The 19,042-nt window shown below is 76.7% G+C and carries 1 protein-coding gene; it reads right to left on the reverse strand.

Annotated elements, in window-relative coordinates; translation table 11 throughout:
- Nucleotides 1-3 precede the first annotated feature (3 nt).
- Entirely contained in the window at nt 4-19,041 is a 19,038-nt protein-coding gene (locus tag Q0994_RS21280; RefSeq protein ID WP_299537454.1) for a type I polyketide synthase, read from the reverse strand.
- Nucleotide 19,042 lies beyond the last annotated feature (1 nt).

A 19,042-nucleotide genomic window follows, 5' to 3' on the forward strand; every position in this document is an offset into this window, starting at 1 on the left:
AGGTCAGGGTGCGGACGCGATCCACCGGTGGACGGCCCGTGCGGTCGTCGCGGCGTGCTCGGCCATCATCGTGAAGTGGTTGCCGGGGACGTCGACGACGTCGCGGGCGGCGGACCAGGAACTGCGCCACTCCCCGCCGTCGGCCGGTGCCCGCAGCGGCTCGCGGGCGCGGACCAGCAGGGTGGGGACGCGGTCGTCCGGGCCGGGCGAGTCCCAGAACAGCCGTCCGTACCAGGCCATCGCGGTGAGGCGGACGTCGTCCATCTCGACGTACTGCTCCACACGGTCGAACACCCCCTCGGAGAGTTCGCGGTTCCACTCGGCGAGCAGCGGGTCGTCCAGCGGATAGACGTCCGCCAGCACCAGGGCGGCGGGCGGGGCGCCCAGGTCGGTGAGGCGGGCGGCCAGCCGGTGGGCGAGGAGCGCCCCGCCGGAGTGGCCGAACAGGACGACCGGAGAGCCGTCGGCGTGGGCGAGCACGCCTTCCGCCTGCCAGTCGAGGGCCACGTCGGGGGTGGCGGGCAGCAGTTCGCCGCGGCCGTAGCCGAGGACGGGGACGGCGGCCACCCGGCGCTCGCCGCGCAGCGGCGCGGCGAGCCGTGCGAATTCGTGCGGTCCGCCGCCGGCCGTCAGGCCGCTGACGCAGACCAGGAGTTCGGGGGCGGGACCGTCGGCGAGGGGCACCGGCCGGGCCGGGCCGCCGGCTTCGGTGACTGTGTCGGCGACCGGCCGGAACCGGGCGGCCTCGCCGACCATGTCCAGGAACGCGGAGACGCGTCCGGTCCTGGTGGCTTCGCGGTAGAGCGAGTTCAGCAGGCCGACGGGGTTGCGGTCGGTCGGCGAGATGCCGAGTACGGGGGTGTGCGCCCCGGTGTCCGGGCCCCGGCCTTGCGCGGTCAGGAGTCCGTGGAGGTGGCGGGCGAGCGCCGCGGGGGTGGGGTGGTCGAACACGACGGTGCCGGGGAGTTCCAGACCGGTCGCCCGTTCCAGGGCGGTGCGCACCTCCAGGGCGCCCAGGGAGTCGACACCGAGTTCCAGGAACCCCCGGTCGGGGGCGACGGGTTCGGTGTCCGGGTGTCCGAGGACGGTCGCGGTGGTGGTGCGGACCAGGCCGAGGACGGCGCGGTCGCCGTCCGGGCCGGTGAGAGCGGCCGGGCCGGGCCGGGCGGGGGCGACGGGCTCGGCCGGGGAGGGCCGCAGCTCCGGGATCCCGTCGAAGAGCCGGTCGGGGCCGGCGGCGGCGCGGGAGGCGTGGAAGGGGTCCGGGTCGATGTCGGCGACGGTGACGCAGGGGTCGGGCTGGGCGACGGCGGTCTCCAGCGCCCCCCAGGCGTCCTCGGGGTCGAGCGGGCGCAGTCCGCCGGCCCCGCCGTCCGGTGCGTCCCCGGGCGCCGCGGGGCCCCAGGAGAGGGAGGTGGCGGGGAGGCCGAGGGCGGCGCGGTGTCCGGCGAGGGCGTCGAGTCCCGCGCAGGCGGCGGACCGGGCGGTGGCGCCCGCCTCGCCCCACACGCCGGCGACCGAGGAGAACAGGACGAAGGCGTCGAGGCCGGAGGTGAGTGCGTGCAGGACGCGGGCGCCCTCGACGGCGGCCCCGCCGTCGGTCCGCTGCTCACCGTCCGGGCGGGCGGCGTCGGTGTGCACGACGGCGGTGAGCGGCCGGTCGGCGGGTACGGCGTCGAGGACCGCGGCGACCGCGGCGCGGTCGGTGGCGTCGGCGGCGGCCAGGGTCACGGCGACGGGCAGCCCGGCGGCGAACTCCCGTACCTCCGGGGTGTCCGCGTCGCGGGCGAGCAGCACCAGATGGTCCGCGCCGCGGGCGGCGAGCCGGGTGGCCGCCCACCGGGCGGCGCCGTGGGAACCGGTGACCAGCACGGTGCCGGAGGGCGTCCAGCGGGGGGCGTCGGCCGGCAGCGGAGCCCGGCGGAGCCGGCGGGCGAGCGGGGCGGCGCGCAGGGCGATCTGGTCCTCCCCCGCTCCCCCGGCGGCGAGCAGGGCCGCGAGGCGGGAGGCCGTGCGGGTGTCCGGGCCGGCCGGCAGGTCGACCAGTCCGCCCCAGCGGTGCGGCGCTTCGAGGGCCACCGTCCGGCCCAGTCCCCAGAGCGCGGCCGCGCGCGGGTCGGGCGCGGGGTCGTTGGGGCCGGTGGTCACGGCGCCCGTCGTCAGGCACCACAGCGGCGCGTCGGTCCCGGTGTCGCCGAGGGCGTGTGCGAGGGCGGCGGCCGTGGCGGGTCCGGTGGCGAGGCACAGGACCCCCGCGACGGTCCGTCCGGCCGGGAGGGCCGCGAGCAGGGCCTTCGCGCAGGTGTGGCGGTCGTCGTCGCCACTCACCCGGACCCCGGTGAGCCGCATGCCCTCGGCCTGGAGCAGTGCGGCGAGGGGGGTGGAGGCGTCGTCGTCATCGGTGTGCACCAGCAGCCAGTCGCCGCCGGGCACGGCGCGTTCCGGCTCGGGCATCGGCCGCCAGGAGGCGGTGTAGCGGTACGCGTCCTCGGGCGCGGCGGGCCGGAGGACCGTGCCGGGCCCGGCGGGGTGGGGGGCGGGCCAGTAACGGGTGCGCTGGAAGGCGTAGGTGGGGAGGGCGGGGCGGGTGCGGCCCGGTGCGAGGATCGTGCCCCAGGTGATGCCGGGGCCGGTGCCGTTGGTGGTGTGCAGCCGGGCGAGGGCGGTGAGGAGTGCGGTCGGCTGGTCGCGGTCGGGGCGCTGGGTGGCGACGGCGAAGGCGTCCTCCGCGTCGCCGAGGGTGCGGGTGCGCTCCAGGACGCGTTCGACGAGCGCGGTGAGGGTGGTGCCGGGGCCCAGTTCCAGGAAGCGGGTGGCTCCGTCGTCGACGAGCGCGGTGACGGCGTCGGAGAACCGTACGGTGGCGCGGGCCTGGCCGGCCCAGTAGCCGGGGGTGGACATCGCGCCGTCGTCGGCGAGGCCGGTGACGGTGGACACCAGGGGGATGCGGGCGGGCCGGAAGGCGAGCTTCGCGGCTTCGGCGGCGAGCGCGTCGAGCACCGGGTCCATGTGCGGGGAGTGGAAGGCGTGCGAGACGTCCATGCGCCGCATCCTGCGGTCGGTGGCCCGGCCGAGTGCGGCGAGTTCCTCCAGCGCGTCGGCGTCGCCGGAGACGACGACGTCCTCGCGGGTGTTGACGGCGGCCAGTTCGGCGCGGCCCCCGAAGCCGGCGAGCGCGGCGCGGGCCTCGGCCTCGGTCATCCGTACCGCCGTCATCGCTCCGCCCGGCGGCAGCGCGTCCATGAGAGCGCCGCGGGCGGCCACCAGGGCGCAGGCGTCGGGGAGCGACAGGACGCCCGCGGTGTGCGCGGCGGCGAGTTCGCCCACGGAGTGCCCCGCGATCCGGTCGGGGACCACGCCCCAGGACTCCAGCAGCCGGAACAGGGCGACCTGGTGGGCGAAGAGGGCGGGCTGGGCCCATCCGGTGCGGCCGAGGGCGTCCGCGTCGTGGAAGACGACGTCGCGCAGCGGCCGGTCGAGCAGCGGGTCGAGGTGGGCGCAGACCTCGTCGAAGGCTTCGGCGAAGGCGGGGAAGGCGTCGTACAGTTCGCGGCCCATCCCGGCGCGCTGGGCCCCCTGCCCGGAGAACAGGAAGGCGAGCCGTCCCCGGACGGCGGTGCCGCGCACGGTGTGCGGCCCGGTGCGGCCCTCGGCGAGGGCGTCGAGTGCGCCGCGCAGCCCGTCGGCGTCGGGGGCGATGACGACGGCCCGGTGGTCCAGGGTCGCGCGGGTGGTGGCGAGGGCGTGGGCCACGCCACGGGCGTCGGGACCGGGTCCGGTCCGGTCGAGGAGGCCGCGCAGTCGGGCGGCCTGGCCGCGCAGGGCGGCGGCGGAACGGCCGGACAGGAGCCAGGGGGCGGGGACTGCGGCGTGCGCGGCGGCTTCCGGGGCCGGGCCGGCCGGCGCGGGGTGGGCCCCGGAGGGCTGTTCGAGGATGACGTGGGCGTTGGTGCCGCTGATGCCGAAGGAGGAGACGCCGGCCCGGACCGGACGCCCGGTGGCGGGCCAGGGGCGGGACTCGGTGAGGAGCCGGACTGCGCCCGCCGACCAGTCGACCTCGGTGGTCGGCTCGTCGACGTGCAGGGTCGGGGGGAGAACGCCGCGGCGCATCGCCTCGACCATTTTGATGACGCCCGCGACCCCGGAGGCCGCCTGGGTGTGGCCGATGTTGGACTTCAACGAGCCGAGCCACAAGGGCTCTTCGCGGTCCTGTCCGTAGGTAGCGAGCAGCGCCTGCGCCTCGATGGGGTCGCCGAGCCGGGTGCCGGTGCCGTGGCCCTCGACCGCGTCGACGTCGCGGACGCCGAGGCCGGCGTCGGCGAGCGCGGCGCGGATGACCCGCTGCTGGGAGGGGCCGTTGGGCGCGGTGAGGCCGTTGGAGGCGCCGTCCTGGTTGACGGCGGAGCCGCGTACCACCGCGAGCACCTCGTGGCCGTTGCGGCGGGCGTCGGAGAGCCGCTCCAGCAGGAGCAGGCCCGCGCCCTCGCCCCAGCCGGTGCCATCGGCGGACGCGGCGAAGGAGCGGCAGCGGCCGCCGGCCGCCAGGCCGCCCTGCCGGCCGAACTCGGCGAAGACCGCCGGCGTCGGCATCACGGTGACGCCTCCGGCGAGGGCGAGTTCGCATTCGCCGGCGCGCAGGGACCGGGCCGCCAGGTGGAGGGCGACCAGGGACGAGGAGCAGGCGGTGTCGATGGTGACGGCGGGCCCTTCGAGGCCGAAGGCGTAGGACACGCGACCGGAGATGACGCTGTTGGAGCCGCCCGTCAGGGCGTGTGCCTCGGAGCCTTCGGGCAGTACGCCGGTGAGGGCGTAGCCCGCGGCGGACGCGCCGACGAACACACCGGTGCGGGAACCGCGTACGGCGTCGGGGGCGATGCCGCCGCGTTCCAGGAGCTCCCACGCGGTCTCGAGCAGCAGCCGTTGGTGCGGGTCCATGGCCACGGCTTCGCGGGGCGAGATGCCGAAGAGGTCGGCGTCGAACTCGGTGGCGTCGTGGACGAAGCCGCCCTCGGCGGTGAACCCGCCGGTGGCGCTGAGGTCCCACCCCCGGTCGGCGGGGAACGGGGTCATCGCGTCGACGCCGTCGGCGACCAGGTCCCAGAGGTGTTCGGGCGAGACCGCGCCGCCCGGGTAGCGGCAGCTCATGGAGACGATGACGACGGGGTCGTCGTCGCCGGCCGGGGCCGGGGCCGCCGCGGCGGAGGTCTCGGTACGGGCCAGAGGGCCGGTGGTGAGGGCGGTGAGGAGCTCGGCGGTCACCGCGGTCGCGGTCGGGTGGTCGAACACGAGGGTCGAGGGCAGGGCCAGGCCGGTCGCGCCGGTGAGTCCGTCGCGGACCCGCAGGGCGGTGAGCGAGTCGATGCCGAGGTCGGTGAAGGTCGTTGTGGGGTCGATCGCGTCGGGGCCGGAGTGGCCGAGGACCGTGGCGACGGTGGTGCGCACCAGGTCGAGCAGGACACCGGGGCGGTCGGCGGCGGGCAGGGCCTCCAGCCGGGCGCGCGGCCCGGACCGTTCCGGGCCGTCGCCCCCGCCGTCGCGGGAGCCGTCGGCGGCCGACTCGGCCGGGGGCCGGGCGGCCTCGGCGAGGTCGTCGAGGAGCGGGCTGGGCCGGCGGGCGGTGAAGGCGGGGGCGAAGCGGTTCCAGTCGACATCGGCGACGACGGTGCCGGGCCTGCCGGAGTCGACGGCCGTGTCGAGGGCGTCCAGGCAGCGTTCGGGGTCCATGGGGGCGATGCCACGGTCGCGCAGGAAGGCTCCGGCGTCCGCTTCGGCGGCCATTCCGGCGCCGCCCCAGGCGCCCCAGGCCACCGAGGTGGCGGCCAGGCCCTCGGCGGTGCGCCGGTGGGCGAGGGCGTCGAGGTGGGCGTTGGCCGCGGCGTATCCGGCCTGGCCGCCGCTGCCCCAGGTGCCGGCGATCGAGGAGAACAGGACGAACAGGCCGGCCGTGGCGCCGAGCAGGTGGTCCAGGTGGACGGCGCCGAGCACCTTGGCGCGCACGGCGTCCTGGAGGCCGGCGGGGGTGGCGGTGGCGAGCGGCTGCCCGGCGGCGGTGCCCGCGGTGTGGACGACGCCGGTGACGGGGTGGCGGGCGAGCAGGTCGGCGAGCGCCGTCCGGTCGGTCACGTCGCAGGCGACGACGGTGGCCCGTGCTCCGCCGGCGGCGAGTTCGGTCACGAGCGCGTCGGCGCCGGGGGCGGCCGGTCCGGATCTGCTGAGCAGGATCAGATCGGTGACGCCTCGTCGGGCGAGCCGGTGGGCGACCCGGCGGCCGAGGGCCCCGGTGCCGCCGGTGACGAGGACCGGTCCGTCGGGTGTCCAGGGGCGCGTGGCGGCCGTCGCGGGCGCCGCTCGGCGCAGCCGCCGGGCGTAGCAGCCGGAGGGGCGGAGCGCGAGCTGGTCCTCGGGGCCGGCGGCGCCGGCCAGGAGGGCGGCGAGCCGGGTCGTGGCACGGGGGTCCGGGGTCCCGGGGAGGTCGAGGAGTCCGGCCCAGCGGTCGGGGTGTTCCAGCGCGGCGCTGCGGCCGAGGCCCCAGACCATGGCCTGGGCGGGGCTGCTGCCGGGGTCGGAGCGTCCGACGCTCACCGCGCCGCGGGTCAGGCAGCGGACCGGGGCGTCGATGCCCGCGTCGCCGAGCGCCTGAAGGAGGGTGAGGGTGTGGGCGAGGCCGAGGGGGATCGCGTCGTGCGCCGGGTGGGGGCGTTCGTCGAGCGCCAGCAGGGAGACCACGCCCGCGAGGTCGTCCGTGGAGGCGAGGCGGGCGGCGAGCGCGGCCCGGTCCGTGTCGGCGGGGACGACGAGCTGGGTGACGTCGGCCGCGGAGAGGGCGGCCAGGACCATGTCCCGTGCGGTGGCTCCGGCGGCGTCTGGTGCGTCTGTCGCCTCGGCTTCGGCCTCGGCGGGGAGGACGAGGAGCCAGCGGCCGGTGGGGGCGGGGGCGGGGGGCGTGGCCAGCGGTGTCCAGGTCACCTCGTAGCGCCAGGAGTCGACGGTGGAGGCGTCGCGCCGGGTCTGCCGCCAGGCGGCGAGTGCGGGCAGGAGTTCGGTGAGGCCGGGCTCGTCCAGCCGGAGGGCGTCGGCGACGGCGGCGGTGTCGCCGCGTTCGACGTCGGCCCAGAAGCGCTGCTCCGCGGGGTCGCCTTCCCGGTGGGCCGTTCCGGCCGCGGCGGCGGGCTCGGGCCAGTAGCGGTCGCGGGCGAAGGCGTAGGTGGGCAGGGCGACGGGGCGCCCTTCGGTGTGGACGGCTGTCCAGTCGACGGCCACCCCGTGGACGTGGGCTTCGGCGAGCGCGGTCAGCCAGCGGTCCCGGCCGCCCTCGTCCCGCCGCAGGGTGTGCAGGACGGTGCCGGGGGTGCCGCGCTCGTCCAGGGTCTCGCGCAGACCGACGGCGAGGCCGGGGTGCGCGGTGGGTTCGAGGAACGTCGTGCGGCCGTCGTCCAGGAGGGCGCGGGTGACCTCCTCGAACCGGACCGGCATGCGGAGGTTGTCGTACCAGTAGGAGGCGTCGAGGCGGACGGTGTCGAGGGGGCCGCCGGTGACGGAGGAGTAGAACGGCACCGTCGACCCGCGGGGGCGTACGGGCGCGAGGTCGGCGGCGAGCCGCTCGCGCAGAATCTCCACGTGGGCGGAGTGGGAGGCGTAGTCCACCGGGACGCGGCGGGCCCGGACCCCCGACTCCGCGCAGTGGGCGACGAACCGGGTGACGGAGTCGGCGTCGCCGGAGACCACGGTGGAGCGGGGTCCATTGACGGCGGCGACGGAGAGGCCCGGCCGGTCGGACAGCAGTGCGAGGGCGTCGGCCTCGCCGACCGCCAGGGACACCATGCCGCCCAGACCGGCGAGTTCCTCGGCGATGAGCCGGGCCCGCAGCGCGACGACCCGGGCGCCGTCCTCCAGGGTGAGGGCGCCGGCGACGACGGCCGCGGCGATCTCGCCCTGTGAGTGCCCGGCCACCGCGGCCGGAGCGACGCCCGCCGAGCGCCACAGTTCGGTGAGGGAGACCATGACGGCCCACAGGGCGCACTGGACCTCCTCCACCCGCTCCGGGCCGGTCCCGCCATCGCGCACCACGTCGAGCAGGGCGAAGTCGGTGTAGGGGGCCAGGGCCGCGGCGCATTCGGCCATGCGGGCGGCGAACACCGGTTCGCTGCCGAGGAGTCCGGCGGCCATGCCGGCCCACTGCGAGCCCTGGCCCGGGTACACGAACACGGTGCCGGGCCGGGCCGTCGGGCCCGTCCGGGTCACCAGGCCTGGCGCGGGGGCGCCGTCCGCGAGGGCACGCAGACCGCGGCGGAAGCCGTCCAAGTCGTCGGCGAGGACGACCGCCCGGTGTTCGAGCACCGCGCGGGAGCGGATCAGGGAGCGGCCGACGTCGGCCGGGGCGTCCCGCTCCCCCAGGGCGGCGAGCAGACGGGCGGCCTGGACCGGCAGCGCCTCGGCGGTGCGCGCCGACAGCGGCCAGGGGACGGTGCGGCGGGGGGCGGGGGCGGGCTCGGGGGCCGGGGTCGCGGGATCGTCGGGGCGGTACTCCTCGAGGACGACGTGCGCGTTGGTACCGGACACGCCGAACGAGGAGATGCCCGCGCGGCGCGGTTCTTGTCCCTCGGGCCAGGGCTGCTGGTCCGTCAGCAGCCGGACCGCGCCGGACGACCAGTCGATGTGCGGGCTCGGTACGTCGGCGTGCAGGGTGCGGGGCAGCACGCCGTGGTGGAGGGCTCCGACCATCTTGATGATTCCGGCGACTCCGGCGGCGGCCTGGGTGTGCCCGATGTTCGACTTGACGGATCCCAGCCACAGCGGGCGCGCGCGGTCCCTGCCGTAGGTGGCGAGCAGGGCCTGGGCCTCGATCGGGTCACCAAGGGTGGTGCCCGTGCCGTGGGCCTCTACGGCGTCGATGGCGTGCGGGGTGAGGCCGGCGTCGGCGAGGGCGGCGCGGATGACGCGTTCCTGGGCGGGGCCGTTGGGGGCGGTGAGGCCGTTGGAGGCGCCGTCCTGGTTGACGGCGGTGCCGCGGACGACGGCGAGCACGGGGTGGCCCGCGGCGAGTGCGTCGGACAGGCGTTCCACCAGGAGCACGCCGACGCCTTCGCCCCAGCCGGTGCCGTCGGCGTCGGCGGAGAAGGCCTTGCACCTGCCGTCCGCGGAGAGACCGCCCTGGGTGCTGAACTCGACGAAGGTGCTGGGCAGCGGCATGAGGGTGATGCCGGACGCGAGCGCCATGGAGCACTCCCCCGCGCGCAGGGAGCGCACGGCCAGGTGCAGCGCGACCAGGGACGACGAGCAGGCGGTGTCCACGCTGAGGGCGGGACCGCGCAGCCCGAAGGTGTAGGAGACACGGCCGGACAGGACGCTGGCGGTGTTGCCGGTGCCGAGGTGTCCGCCGGTGGCGGCGGGGGTGCCGAGGAGCAGGGCGGCGTAGTCCTGGCCGTTGGTGCCGGCGAAGACGCCGGTGTCGGTGCCGTGTACGGAGGTCGGGGGGATTCCGGCGCGTTCGAAGGCCTCCCAGGAGGCTTCCAGCAGCAGTCGCTGCTGCGGGTCCATGGCGAGGGCTTCGTTGGGCGAGATGCGGAAGAGCCCGGCGTCGAAGGCGGCGATGTCGTCGAGGAAGCCGCCGGTGCGGCTGCGGGAGGCGCCGTCCGGGCCGGTGAGGGCGTCGAGGTCCCAGCCCCGGTCGGCGGGGAAGCCGGTGAGGGCGTCGGTGCCCGCGGCGACCAGGTCCCAGAGGGCTTCCGGGGAGTCGGCGCCGCCGGGGAAGCGGCAGGACATGCCGATGATGGCGATCGGTTCGTCGTGGGCGGTCCCCGGCCCGGTCCCGGCCGTGGGAGCGTCCTCCTCCCCGTCGGTGAGTTCGGCGAGCAGGTGCGCGGCGAGTGCCGCGGGGGTCGGGAAGTCGAAGACGAGACCGGCCGGAAGGGCCAGTCCGGTGCGGGCGGCGAGGAGGTTGCGCAGCTCCAGTGCGGTCAGCGAGTCGAAGCCGAGGTCGCGGAAGGCGCGTTCGCGGTCCACGGCGGCTCCGGCCGCGTGGCCGAGCACGGCTGCGGCCGCGTCCGTCACCAGGGTCTCGACGGTCCTGAGGCGTTCCTCGGGGGGCAGGGCGGTGAGCCCGCTGCGGGGGTCGGCCGCGCCCGCGTCGGCGTCGCGGACGACAGGGGCGGCCTCGGGGAGTTCGGTGAGCAGTCGGGTGGGGCGTACGGCGGTGAAGCCGGGAGCGAAGCGTTCCCAGTCGATGTCGGCGACGACGAGGGTCGCGGCGTCGGCGTCGAGGGCGGCGCCGAGTGCTTCGAGGGCGCGGTCCGGGGGCATGGCGGGCAGGCCGGCCCGTGCGAGGCGGGCGGCGGCGGTCGCCTCGGCGGCCATGCCGGCGCCGGCCCAGGCGCCCCAGGCGACGGAGGTTCCGGGCAGCCCCTGGGCGCGGCGGCGTTCGACGAGGGCGTCGAGGTGCGCGTTGGCGGCGGCGTAGGCGCCCTGTCCGGTGCTGCCGAGGACTCCGGCGAGGGAGGAGAACGTGACGAACGCGGTGAGGTCGCCGGTCAGCCGGTCGAGGTGGTCGGCGGAGTCGGCCTTGGCGGCGAGGACCGCTTCGAGGCGGTCGGGGGTGAGGGTGTCGAGGACGCCGTCGTCGACGGTGCCGGCGGCGTGGAAGACGGCGGTGACCGGGTGGCGTGCGAGCAGGTCGGCGACCGCGTCGGGGTCGGTGAGGTCGCAGGCGACGATGTCGCAGGCGCAGCCGCGGTCGGCGAGGTCGGCGGCGAGGTCGGCGGCGCCGGGCGCGTCGGGGCCGCGGCGGCTCGCGAGGAGGACCGCGGGCGCGCCGCGGTCGGCGAGCATGCGGGCGACGTGGCCGCCGAGGGCGCCGGTTCCGCCGGTGACGAGGACGGTGCCGGTGGGCCGCCAGGGGGTGGTGGCGTCGGGGGCGGGCGCGCGGCGCAGCCGGCGGCCGTGGGCTCCGCCGGCGCGGACGGCGGTCTGGTCCTCGCCGGTGGTGCCGGACAGTACGCGGGCCAGGTGGTCCGCCGCGTCCGGGTCGAGGCGGGCGGGCAGGTCGACGAGTCCGCCCCACCGTCCGGGGTGTTCGAGGGCGGCGACCCGGCCGATCCCCCACAGCCGGGCGGCGGCGGGGTCGCTGGGGTCGTCCGGGTCGACGGTGACCGCGCCGGTGGTGGCGCACCACAGGGGTGCGGTGGCGGCGGTGTCGTTCAGGGCCTGGAGCAGGGTGAGGAGTTCGGCGGGGGTGTCGGGGCGGGCGAGGACTCCGGCAACCAGCCGGTCGGGGTCTGCGGGGTCGCGGAGGACGGACGTCAGGCGCGCGGCGAGGGCGGCGCGGTCCGTGCCGGGGTCGGTCAGCTCGATCACGTGGGCGCCGGCGCGGCGGAGCGCGTCGGCCAGGGTGAGGGCGGTCGTGCGCGGCCCCGGGTCGCCGGCGCCGGGTGAGGTGGTGGTGTCGCTTGCGCCGGCCCGGGGCGTGGAGGTGACGAGGAGCCAGGTGCCGGTGAGCCGGGTGGCAGGGCCGGTCAGGGGTGTCCAGCCGATCCGGTAGCGCCAGGGGTCGGTCCGTGCGTCGGCACGGCCGCGTTCCCGCCAGGCGGAGAGCGCGGGCAGCACGGCGTCCAGTCCGTCGCGCTGGTCGGCGTCGAGGCGCAGGGCCCCGGCGACGGCGTCGGTGTCCGCCCGGTCGACCGCCGCCCAGAAGCGGTCTTCGGCGGGCGAGGCGGCGGGGAGCGCGGGGCGTTCCACGGGGGTGGGCCAGTAGCGGCGCCGCTCGAAGGGGTAGGTGGGCAGGTCGACGCGGGTGCCGCCGGCCGGGGCGAGGTAGGTGGTCCAGTCGACCGCGACGCCCCGGGTGTGCAGGCGGGCGAGGGCGGCGACCAGGGTGTGCGCCTCGGGGCGTCCGGGACGCAGGGCGGGCACGGCGACCAGGTCGGCGGCGGCCTGCTCCGCGAACGGGGCCAGGACGCCGGAGGGGCCGAGTTCCAGGGCGGTGCGCACTCCGGTGAGGCGGCGGACGGCGTCGGCGAAGCGTACGGGTTCGCGCACCTGGCGCACCCAGTACTCGGGGGTGTCGATCGCACCGGGCGCGGTGGGCACGACGTGGATCGCCGGGGGGTGGAAGGTGAGGGTGCGGGCGACGGCGGCGAACTCGTCGAGCATGGGTTCCATGCGGTGGGAGTGGAACGCGTGGGAGACGGTGAGCCGTCGGCACCGGTGCCCCTGTTCCCGCAGGCGGTGTTCCAGGGCGTCGAGGGCGTCGGCGTCTCCGGAGAGGGTGAGCGAGCGGGGGGCGTTGACGGCGGCGAGGTCGACGCCTTCGGGGAGGGTGATCTCCTCCTCGGCCGCCTCCACCGCCAGCATGCCGCCGCCCTCGGGCAGGGCGTCCATGAGCCGGGCGCGGGCGGAGACGAGTACGCAGGCGTCGTCCAGGGAGAGGACGCCCGCGACGTGCGCGGCGGCGAGTTCGCCGATGGAGTGGCCGACCAGCTGGCCGGGGACCGTGCCCAGGGATTCGATCAGCCGGTAGAGGGCCACCTGGAGGGCGAACAGGGCGGGTTGGGTGTACAAGGTGCGGTTCAGCGCGTCGCCGTCCCCGAAGACGACGTCGGCCGGCGGCCGGCCCACGTCGACGCGGGCGCACACCGCGTCGAAGGCGTCCGCGAAGACGGGGAAGGTCTCGTACAGTTCCCGGCCCATGCCGGGGTACTGCGCGCCCTGTCCGGTGAACAGCAGGGCGAACCCGCCGTGCACCACCCGGTCGGCGACGACGTCCGCCGAGGGGGCGCCGTCGGCGAGCGCGTCCAGTCCGGCGCGGTGGCCCCCCCGGTGGTCGCCGATCACCACGGCCCGTACGCCCTGGTCGGCGCGGTGGGCGAGGGAGAGGGCGAGGTCGGCGGGTGCGGCGTCGGTCGCGGCGAGACGCGCGGCCTGGCGGGCGAGGGCCTGCGGGTCGGCGGCGGACAGCACGGCGGGCAGCGGGAGGGCGGGGCGGTCCGCGGGCGGGTCGGTGCGTGCGGTCTCCGGGGCGGCGGGGGCCTGTTCGAGGATGGTGTGGGCGTTGGTGCCGCTGATGCCGAACGAGGAGACGCCCGCGCGCCGCGGCCGGCCGGTGTCCGGCCACGGGCGGCCTTCGGTGACGAGTTGCACCGCGCCCGCGGTCCAGTCGACGTGGGAGGTGGGGGCGTCGACGTGGAGGGTGGGCGGAAGGGTCCCGTGGCGGAGCGCCATGACCGCCTTGATGACGCCGGCGATGCCGGCGGCGGCCTGGGTGTGGCCGATGTTGGACTTCACGGAGCCGAGCCGGAGCGGTTCCTCGCGGTCCTGTCCGTACGTCGCGAGGAGGGCTTCGGCCTCGATGGGGTCGCCGAGGCTGGTGCCGGTGCCGTGGGCCTCGACCAGGTCGACGTCGGCGGGGGCGAGGCCGGCCGATGCCAGGGCGGCCCGGATCACCCGTTGCTGGGAGGGGCCGTTGGGGGCGGTGAGGCCGTTGGAGGCGCCGTCCTGGTTGATGGCGCTGCCGCGGACGACGGCGAGCACCTCGTGGCCGTTGCGGCGGGCGTCGGAGAGCCGCTCCACGAGAAGGACGCCGACGCCCTCGCCCCAGCCGGTGCCGTCGGCGGATTCGGCGAAGGAGCGGCAGCGGCCGGTGGAGGACTGGCCGCGCGCTCTGGTGAACTCGGCGAAGACGGACGGGGTGGAGAGCACGTTGACGCCGCCGACGAGGGCGAGGTCGCATTCGCCGAAGCGGAGCGCCTGCTGGGCCAGGTGCAGGGCGACGAGTCCGGAGGAGCAGGCGGTGTCGACGGTGACGGCGGGGCCTTCGAGGCCGAAGGTGTAGGCGACGCGGCCGGACACGACGCTGGGCGATCCGCCGGTGACCAGGTAGCCGTCGCCGGCTTCGGCGGACAGGGCGAGCAGGCTCAGGTAGTCCTGGCCGCCGGTGCCCGCGTAGACGGCGGTGCGGGAGCCGGTGAGGGTGCGGGGGTGAATGCCGGCGCGTTCGAACGCTTCCCAGGACGCTTCCAGCAGCAGGCGTTGCTGGGGGTCCATGGCGAGGGCCTCGCGGGGCGAGATGGCGAACAGGTCGGCGTCGAAGGTGACGGCGTCGGGGACGAAGCCGCCCTCCCGGGTGTAGTCGGCTCCGTCCCGGGCCAGGAGGCCCTTCTCCCAGCCCCGGTCGGTGGGGAACGGGGTCATCGCGTCGGTGCCGGAGGCGACCAGTTCCCAGAGGTCTTCCGGGGACCGTACGCCGCCGGGGAAGCGGCAGCTCATGCCGACGATGACGATCGGGTCGTCCGCCGCGGCTGCCGGGGCGGTGACGGTCCCTCGGGTCGACGGGCCGGTGACGCCCGCGGCCCCGCCCGCGGCGGGCTCGCCGGCGATCTCGGAGGCGAGGAAGCGGGCGAGTGCGGTGGGGCTGGGGTGGTCGAAGACGACGGTGGCGGAGACGCGCAGACCGGTGGTGAGGGTGAGCCGGTTGCGGAGTTCGACGGCTCCGGCCGAGGTGAGGCCGAGGTCGCCGAAGGCCCGTCCGGGTTCGACGGCGGCCCCGGAGTCGTGGCCGAGGACGAGGGAGACCTGGTCGCGCACCAGGTCGAGGAGGACCCGGTTGCGTTCGGCCTCGGACGCACCCGCCAGCCGGTGCACCGGCAGGGTGCTCTCCGGTTCGGCGGGGCGCTCCGCGGCGGCGGCCTCGGCGCCGCGCCGGAGGGCGCGGACGTCGGGGAGGTCGTCGAGCAGCCGGCTGGGGTGGGTGGCGGTGAAGAACCAGGAGAACACCTCCCAGCGGATGTCGGCGACCACGAGGTGGGTCTCGTCGCGTTCGAGGGCGGCACGCAGGGCGGCGAGGGCGGAGGCGGGGTCCATCCGGGGCACGCCGTGCCGTTCCAGCGCGTCGCCGAAGGCCCCGTCGGCCATGCCGCCGCCCGCCCAGGAGCCCCAGGCGACGGAGGTGGCGGGCAGACCCTGGGCGCGGCGGTGGTGGGCGAGGGCGTCCAGGTAGGCGTTGCCGGGGCCGTAGTTGCCTTCGCCGGCGGACCCGAAGACGGCGGCGAGCGAGGAGAACAGGACGAACGCGGACAGGTCGAGTCCGGCGGTGGCGCGGTGCAGGTTGTACGCGATGCGGGCCTTGGAGCGCAGTGCGGTCTCGACGCGGTCGAGGGTGAGCCCGTCGATGATGCTGGAGTCGACGACCCCCGCCGTGTGGAAGACGGCCGTCAGCGGCAGCCCGGCGGGGATGCCGGCCAGGATGCCGGCGAGCACGTCGGGGTCGGCCGGGTCCGCCGCGACGAGGGTGACGCGGGAGCCCGACGCTTCGAGTTCGGCGACGAGTTCGGCCGCGCCGGGGGCGGCGGGGCCGCGCCGGCTGATGAGCAGCAGGTGCTCCGCGCCCTCGGCGGCGAGCCAGCGGGCGAGGTGGCCACCGAGGGCGCCGGTGCCGCCGGTGATCAGCGACGTGCCGGTCGGGCTCCAGGTGCGCCGGGGCGGTACGGCTTCGCCCCGGTGCAGCCGGGGGACGAAGGTGCCGTGGGCGCGTACCGCGACCTGCTGTTCCCCGGTGCCGCCGAGGACGGCGGCGAGCCGGGCCATGGCGCGGGGGCGGGGATCGGTGGGGAGGTCGACGAGTCCGCCCCAGCGGGTGTACTCGTGGGCGGCGGACCGCCCGAACCCCCAGACGAGCGCGCCGGCGGGGTGGGTGACGGTGTCGCCGGGGGCGGCGGCGACCGCACCGGCGGTGGCGCACCAGACGCGGGCGTCGCCACCGGCGTCGTGCACGGCGTGCAGGAGGGTGAGGGTGGCGGCGAAGCCGGCCGGGACGGACGGGTGTGCGTCGGTGGGGTCCTCGGCGAGGGCGAGCAGCGACAGGATGCCGGCCGCTCCGCGCAGCCGCGCGGCGACGCCGGTGCGGGTGTCGGAGGCGGTGAGCGTGAGGAGTTCGGGTTCGGCCCCCGCCTCGCGGAGCGCGGCGAGGGTCGCGGCGACGAGGGGGTGGCGGGCCGGGTCCGGGTCGGGGTCGGCGTGGACGGCGACCGCCCATCGGCCGCTCAGCCGGGCGGCGGGGGACGGTTCGGCGGGGATCCAGGAGAGCCGGTAGCGCCGGTTCTCGGCGCCGGCCCGTTCGCGGTCGCGCCGGTGCCAGGAGGTGAGGGCGCCGAGCGCCTCGCCGAGCGGGGTCTGGCCGCTGACGTCGAGCATCTTCAGGAGGGTGGGCAGATCCTCCTGCGCGACGGCGTCCCAGAACCAGTCGTGGGCGGGGTCGGCGGCGGGGGCGGGGTCGGGCCCGACGGTGTCGAGCCAGTAGCGGCGGCGCTGGAAGGCGTAGGTGGGCAGGTCGACGGGGGTGGCGCCGGTGTCCCGGAACACGGTGGTCCAGTCGACCCGGACGCCGTGGACGTGGGCCTCGGCGAGGGCGGTGAGCCAGCGCCGTCTGCCTCCCTCGTCGCGCCGCAGGGTGTGCAGCACGGCGGCCTTGAGGCCGGTCGCTTCGATCGTCTCGCCGAGGCCGACGGTGAGTCCGGGGTGCGGACTGGTCTCGAGGAAGAGGGTGCGGCCGTCGTCCAGCAAGGCGCGGGTGGCGTCCTCGAAGCGGACCGGGTTGCGGAGGTTGTCGTACCAGTACGTGGCGTCCAGCACGGTCGCCGCGTCGATGCGCCCGCCGGTCACCGAGGAATAGAACGGGACCACCGGCGCGGTCGGCCGTATTGGGGCGAGGTCGGCGAGCAACTGCTCCCGCAGGCCCTCCACATGGGCCGAGTGCGAGGCGTAGTCCACCGGAACCCGGCGGACGCGGACGCCCGCGTCCGTGCAGTGCGCCACGAGTGCGGCGATGGCGTCCGCGTCACCCGACACCACCGTCGAGCCAGGTCCGTTGACCGCCGCGACCGACAACCCCGGCCACCGCAGCACCAGTTCACGCGCCTCGGACGCGGGGACGGCCAGCGACGCCATGCCGCCCCGGCCCGCCAGCTCACGCGCGATCAGCCCCGACCGCAGCGCCACCACCCGCGCACCGTCCACCAACGACAACGCACCGGCCACCACCGCAGCCGCGATCTCACCCTGCGAGTGACCCACCACCGCCGCCGGGACCACGCCCACCGAACGCCACAGCTCCGCCAGCGACACCATCACCGCCCACAGAACCGGCTGCACCACCTCCACCCGCTCCAGCTCAACACCGTCACCGCGCACCACGTCCAGCAACGCGAAGTCGGTGAACGGGGCCAGTGCCTCGGCGCACTCCGCCATCCGCGCCGCGAACACCGGCTCGGCGTCCAGGAGTCCGGCGGCCATCCCCGCCCACTGCGACCCCTGGCCGGGGAAGACGAACACGGCGCCGCCGCGGCCGGTCTCGCCGGAGCGGGTCACCACGGCGGGGGTGCCCCGGCCCTCGGCCAGCGCCGCCAGCCCGTCACGGAAGCCCTCCAGGTCGGCGGCGAGCACCACCGCGCGGTGTTCGAGCGACGCGCGGGAGGAGACCAGGGAGAGACCGACGTCCACGGGGGAGGTGTCCTCGCCGAGGTGGTCCAGCAGCCGGGCGGCCTGGCCGCGCAGGGCCTCCGCCGTGCGCGCCGACACCACCCACGGCACCACCGTCCCGGCCGCCGGACCGACGACCGCACGCGCAGCATCGGGCTCGGGCTCGGCGGGCCGGTACTCCTCGATCACCACGTGCGCGTTGGTGCCGGACACGCCGAACGACGAGATGCCGGCCCGCCGGGGCTCCTGTCCCGCCGGCCAGGGCTGCTCGTCGGTCAGCAGGCGGACCGCGCCGGCCGACCAGTCGACGTGCGGGCTCGGCACGTCCGCGTGCAGGGTGCGGGGCAGGACGCCGTTGCGGAGCGCGCCCACCATCTTGATGACGCCGCCGACCCCGGCGGCGGCCTGGGCGTGGCCGATGTTCGACTTCAGCGAGCCGAGCCACAGCGGCCGGTCGGCGGGGCGCTCCTGGCCGTAGGTCGCGAGCAGGGCCTGCGCCTCGATCGGGTCGCCGAGCTTGGTGCCGGTGCCGTGCGCCTCCACCGCGTCGATGTCGGCGGCGGTGAGCCGGGCGGCGTCGAGGGCGTCGCGGATCACGCGTTGCTGCGAGGGGCCGTTGGGCGCGGTCAGGCCGCTGGAGGCGCCGTCCTGGTTGACGGCGGAGCCGCGTACCACCGCCAGGACCGGGTGGCCGTGGGCGAGCGCGTCGGAGAGCCGCTCCACCAGGAGCATGCCGACGCCCTCGGCCCAACCGGCGCCCTCGGCGTCGGCGGAGAAGGACTTGCAGCGGCCGTCGGCGGCGAGGCCGCCGGACATGCCGAAGTCGATGAAGGTGTTGGGGGTGATCATGACGGCGACGCCGCCCGCCAGGGCCATGGAGCACTCCCCCGCGCGCAGTGAGCGCACCGCGAGGTGCAGGGCCACCAGCGACGACGAGCACGCGGTGTCGACGGTGAGCGCGGGCCCTTCGAGGCCGAGGGTGTAGGAGACGCGCCCGGAGACGATGCTGCCGCTGCTGCCGGTGCCGAGGTAGCCGGCGACGCTGTCGGACACCGAAAGGGCCCGGGAGGCGTACTCGTTGTACATCACGCCGGTGAAGACGCCGGTCCGGGTGGAGCGCAGGGAGAGCGGGTCGATGCCGGCCCGTTCCACGGCCTCCCACGAGGTCTCCAGGACAAGCCGCTGCTGCGGGTCCATGGCGAGCGCTTCGTTGGGCGAGATGTTGAACAGGGACGGGTCGAAGTCGGCGACGTTCTCCAGGAAACCGCCTTCGCGGGTGAACTCGACGCCCGCCGCCGCGCCCGCGTCGAAGGGGGTCATGTCCCAGCCGCGGTCGGTCGGGAACGGGGAGACAGCATCGACGCCGTCCTCGACGAGCCGCCAGAGAGCCTCGGGGGTGTCGACTCCGCCGGGGTAGCGGCAGGCCATGCCGACGATGGCGATGGGCTCCCGCTCGGCGGACTCCGTCGCGCGCAGCCGCTGCCGGACGGCCGCGAGGTCGGTGGTGACCCGCTTGAGGTAGTCCCGCAGCTTGTCCTCGGTGGACATGTTCCGTGCGCCCGCTGTCGTGTCCGGCATG

The sequence above is a fragment of the uncultured Streptomyces sp. genome (genome assembly GCF_947488945.1).
In the GTDB taxonomy this organism is placed as follows: Bacteria; Actinomycetota; Actinomycetes; order Streptomycetales; family Streptomycetaceae; genus Streptomyces.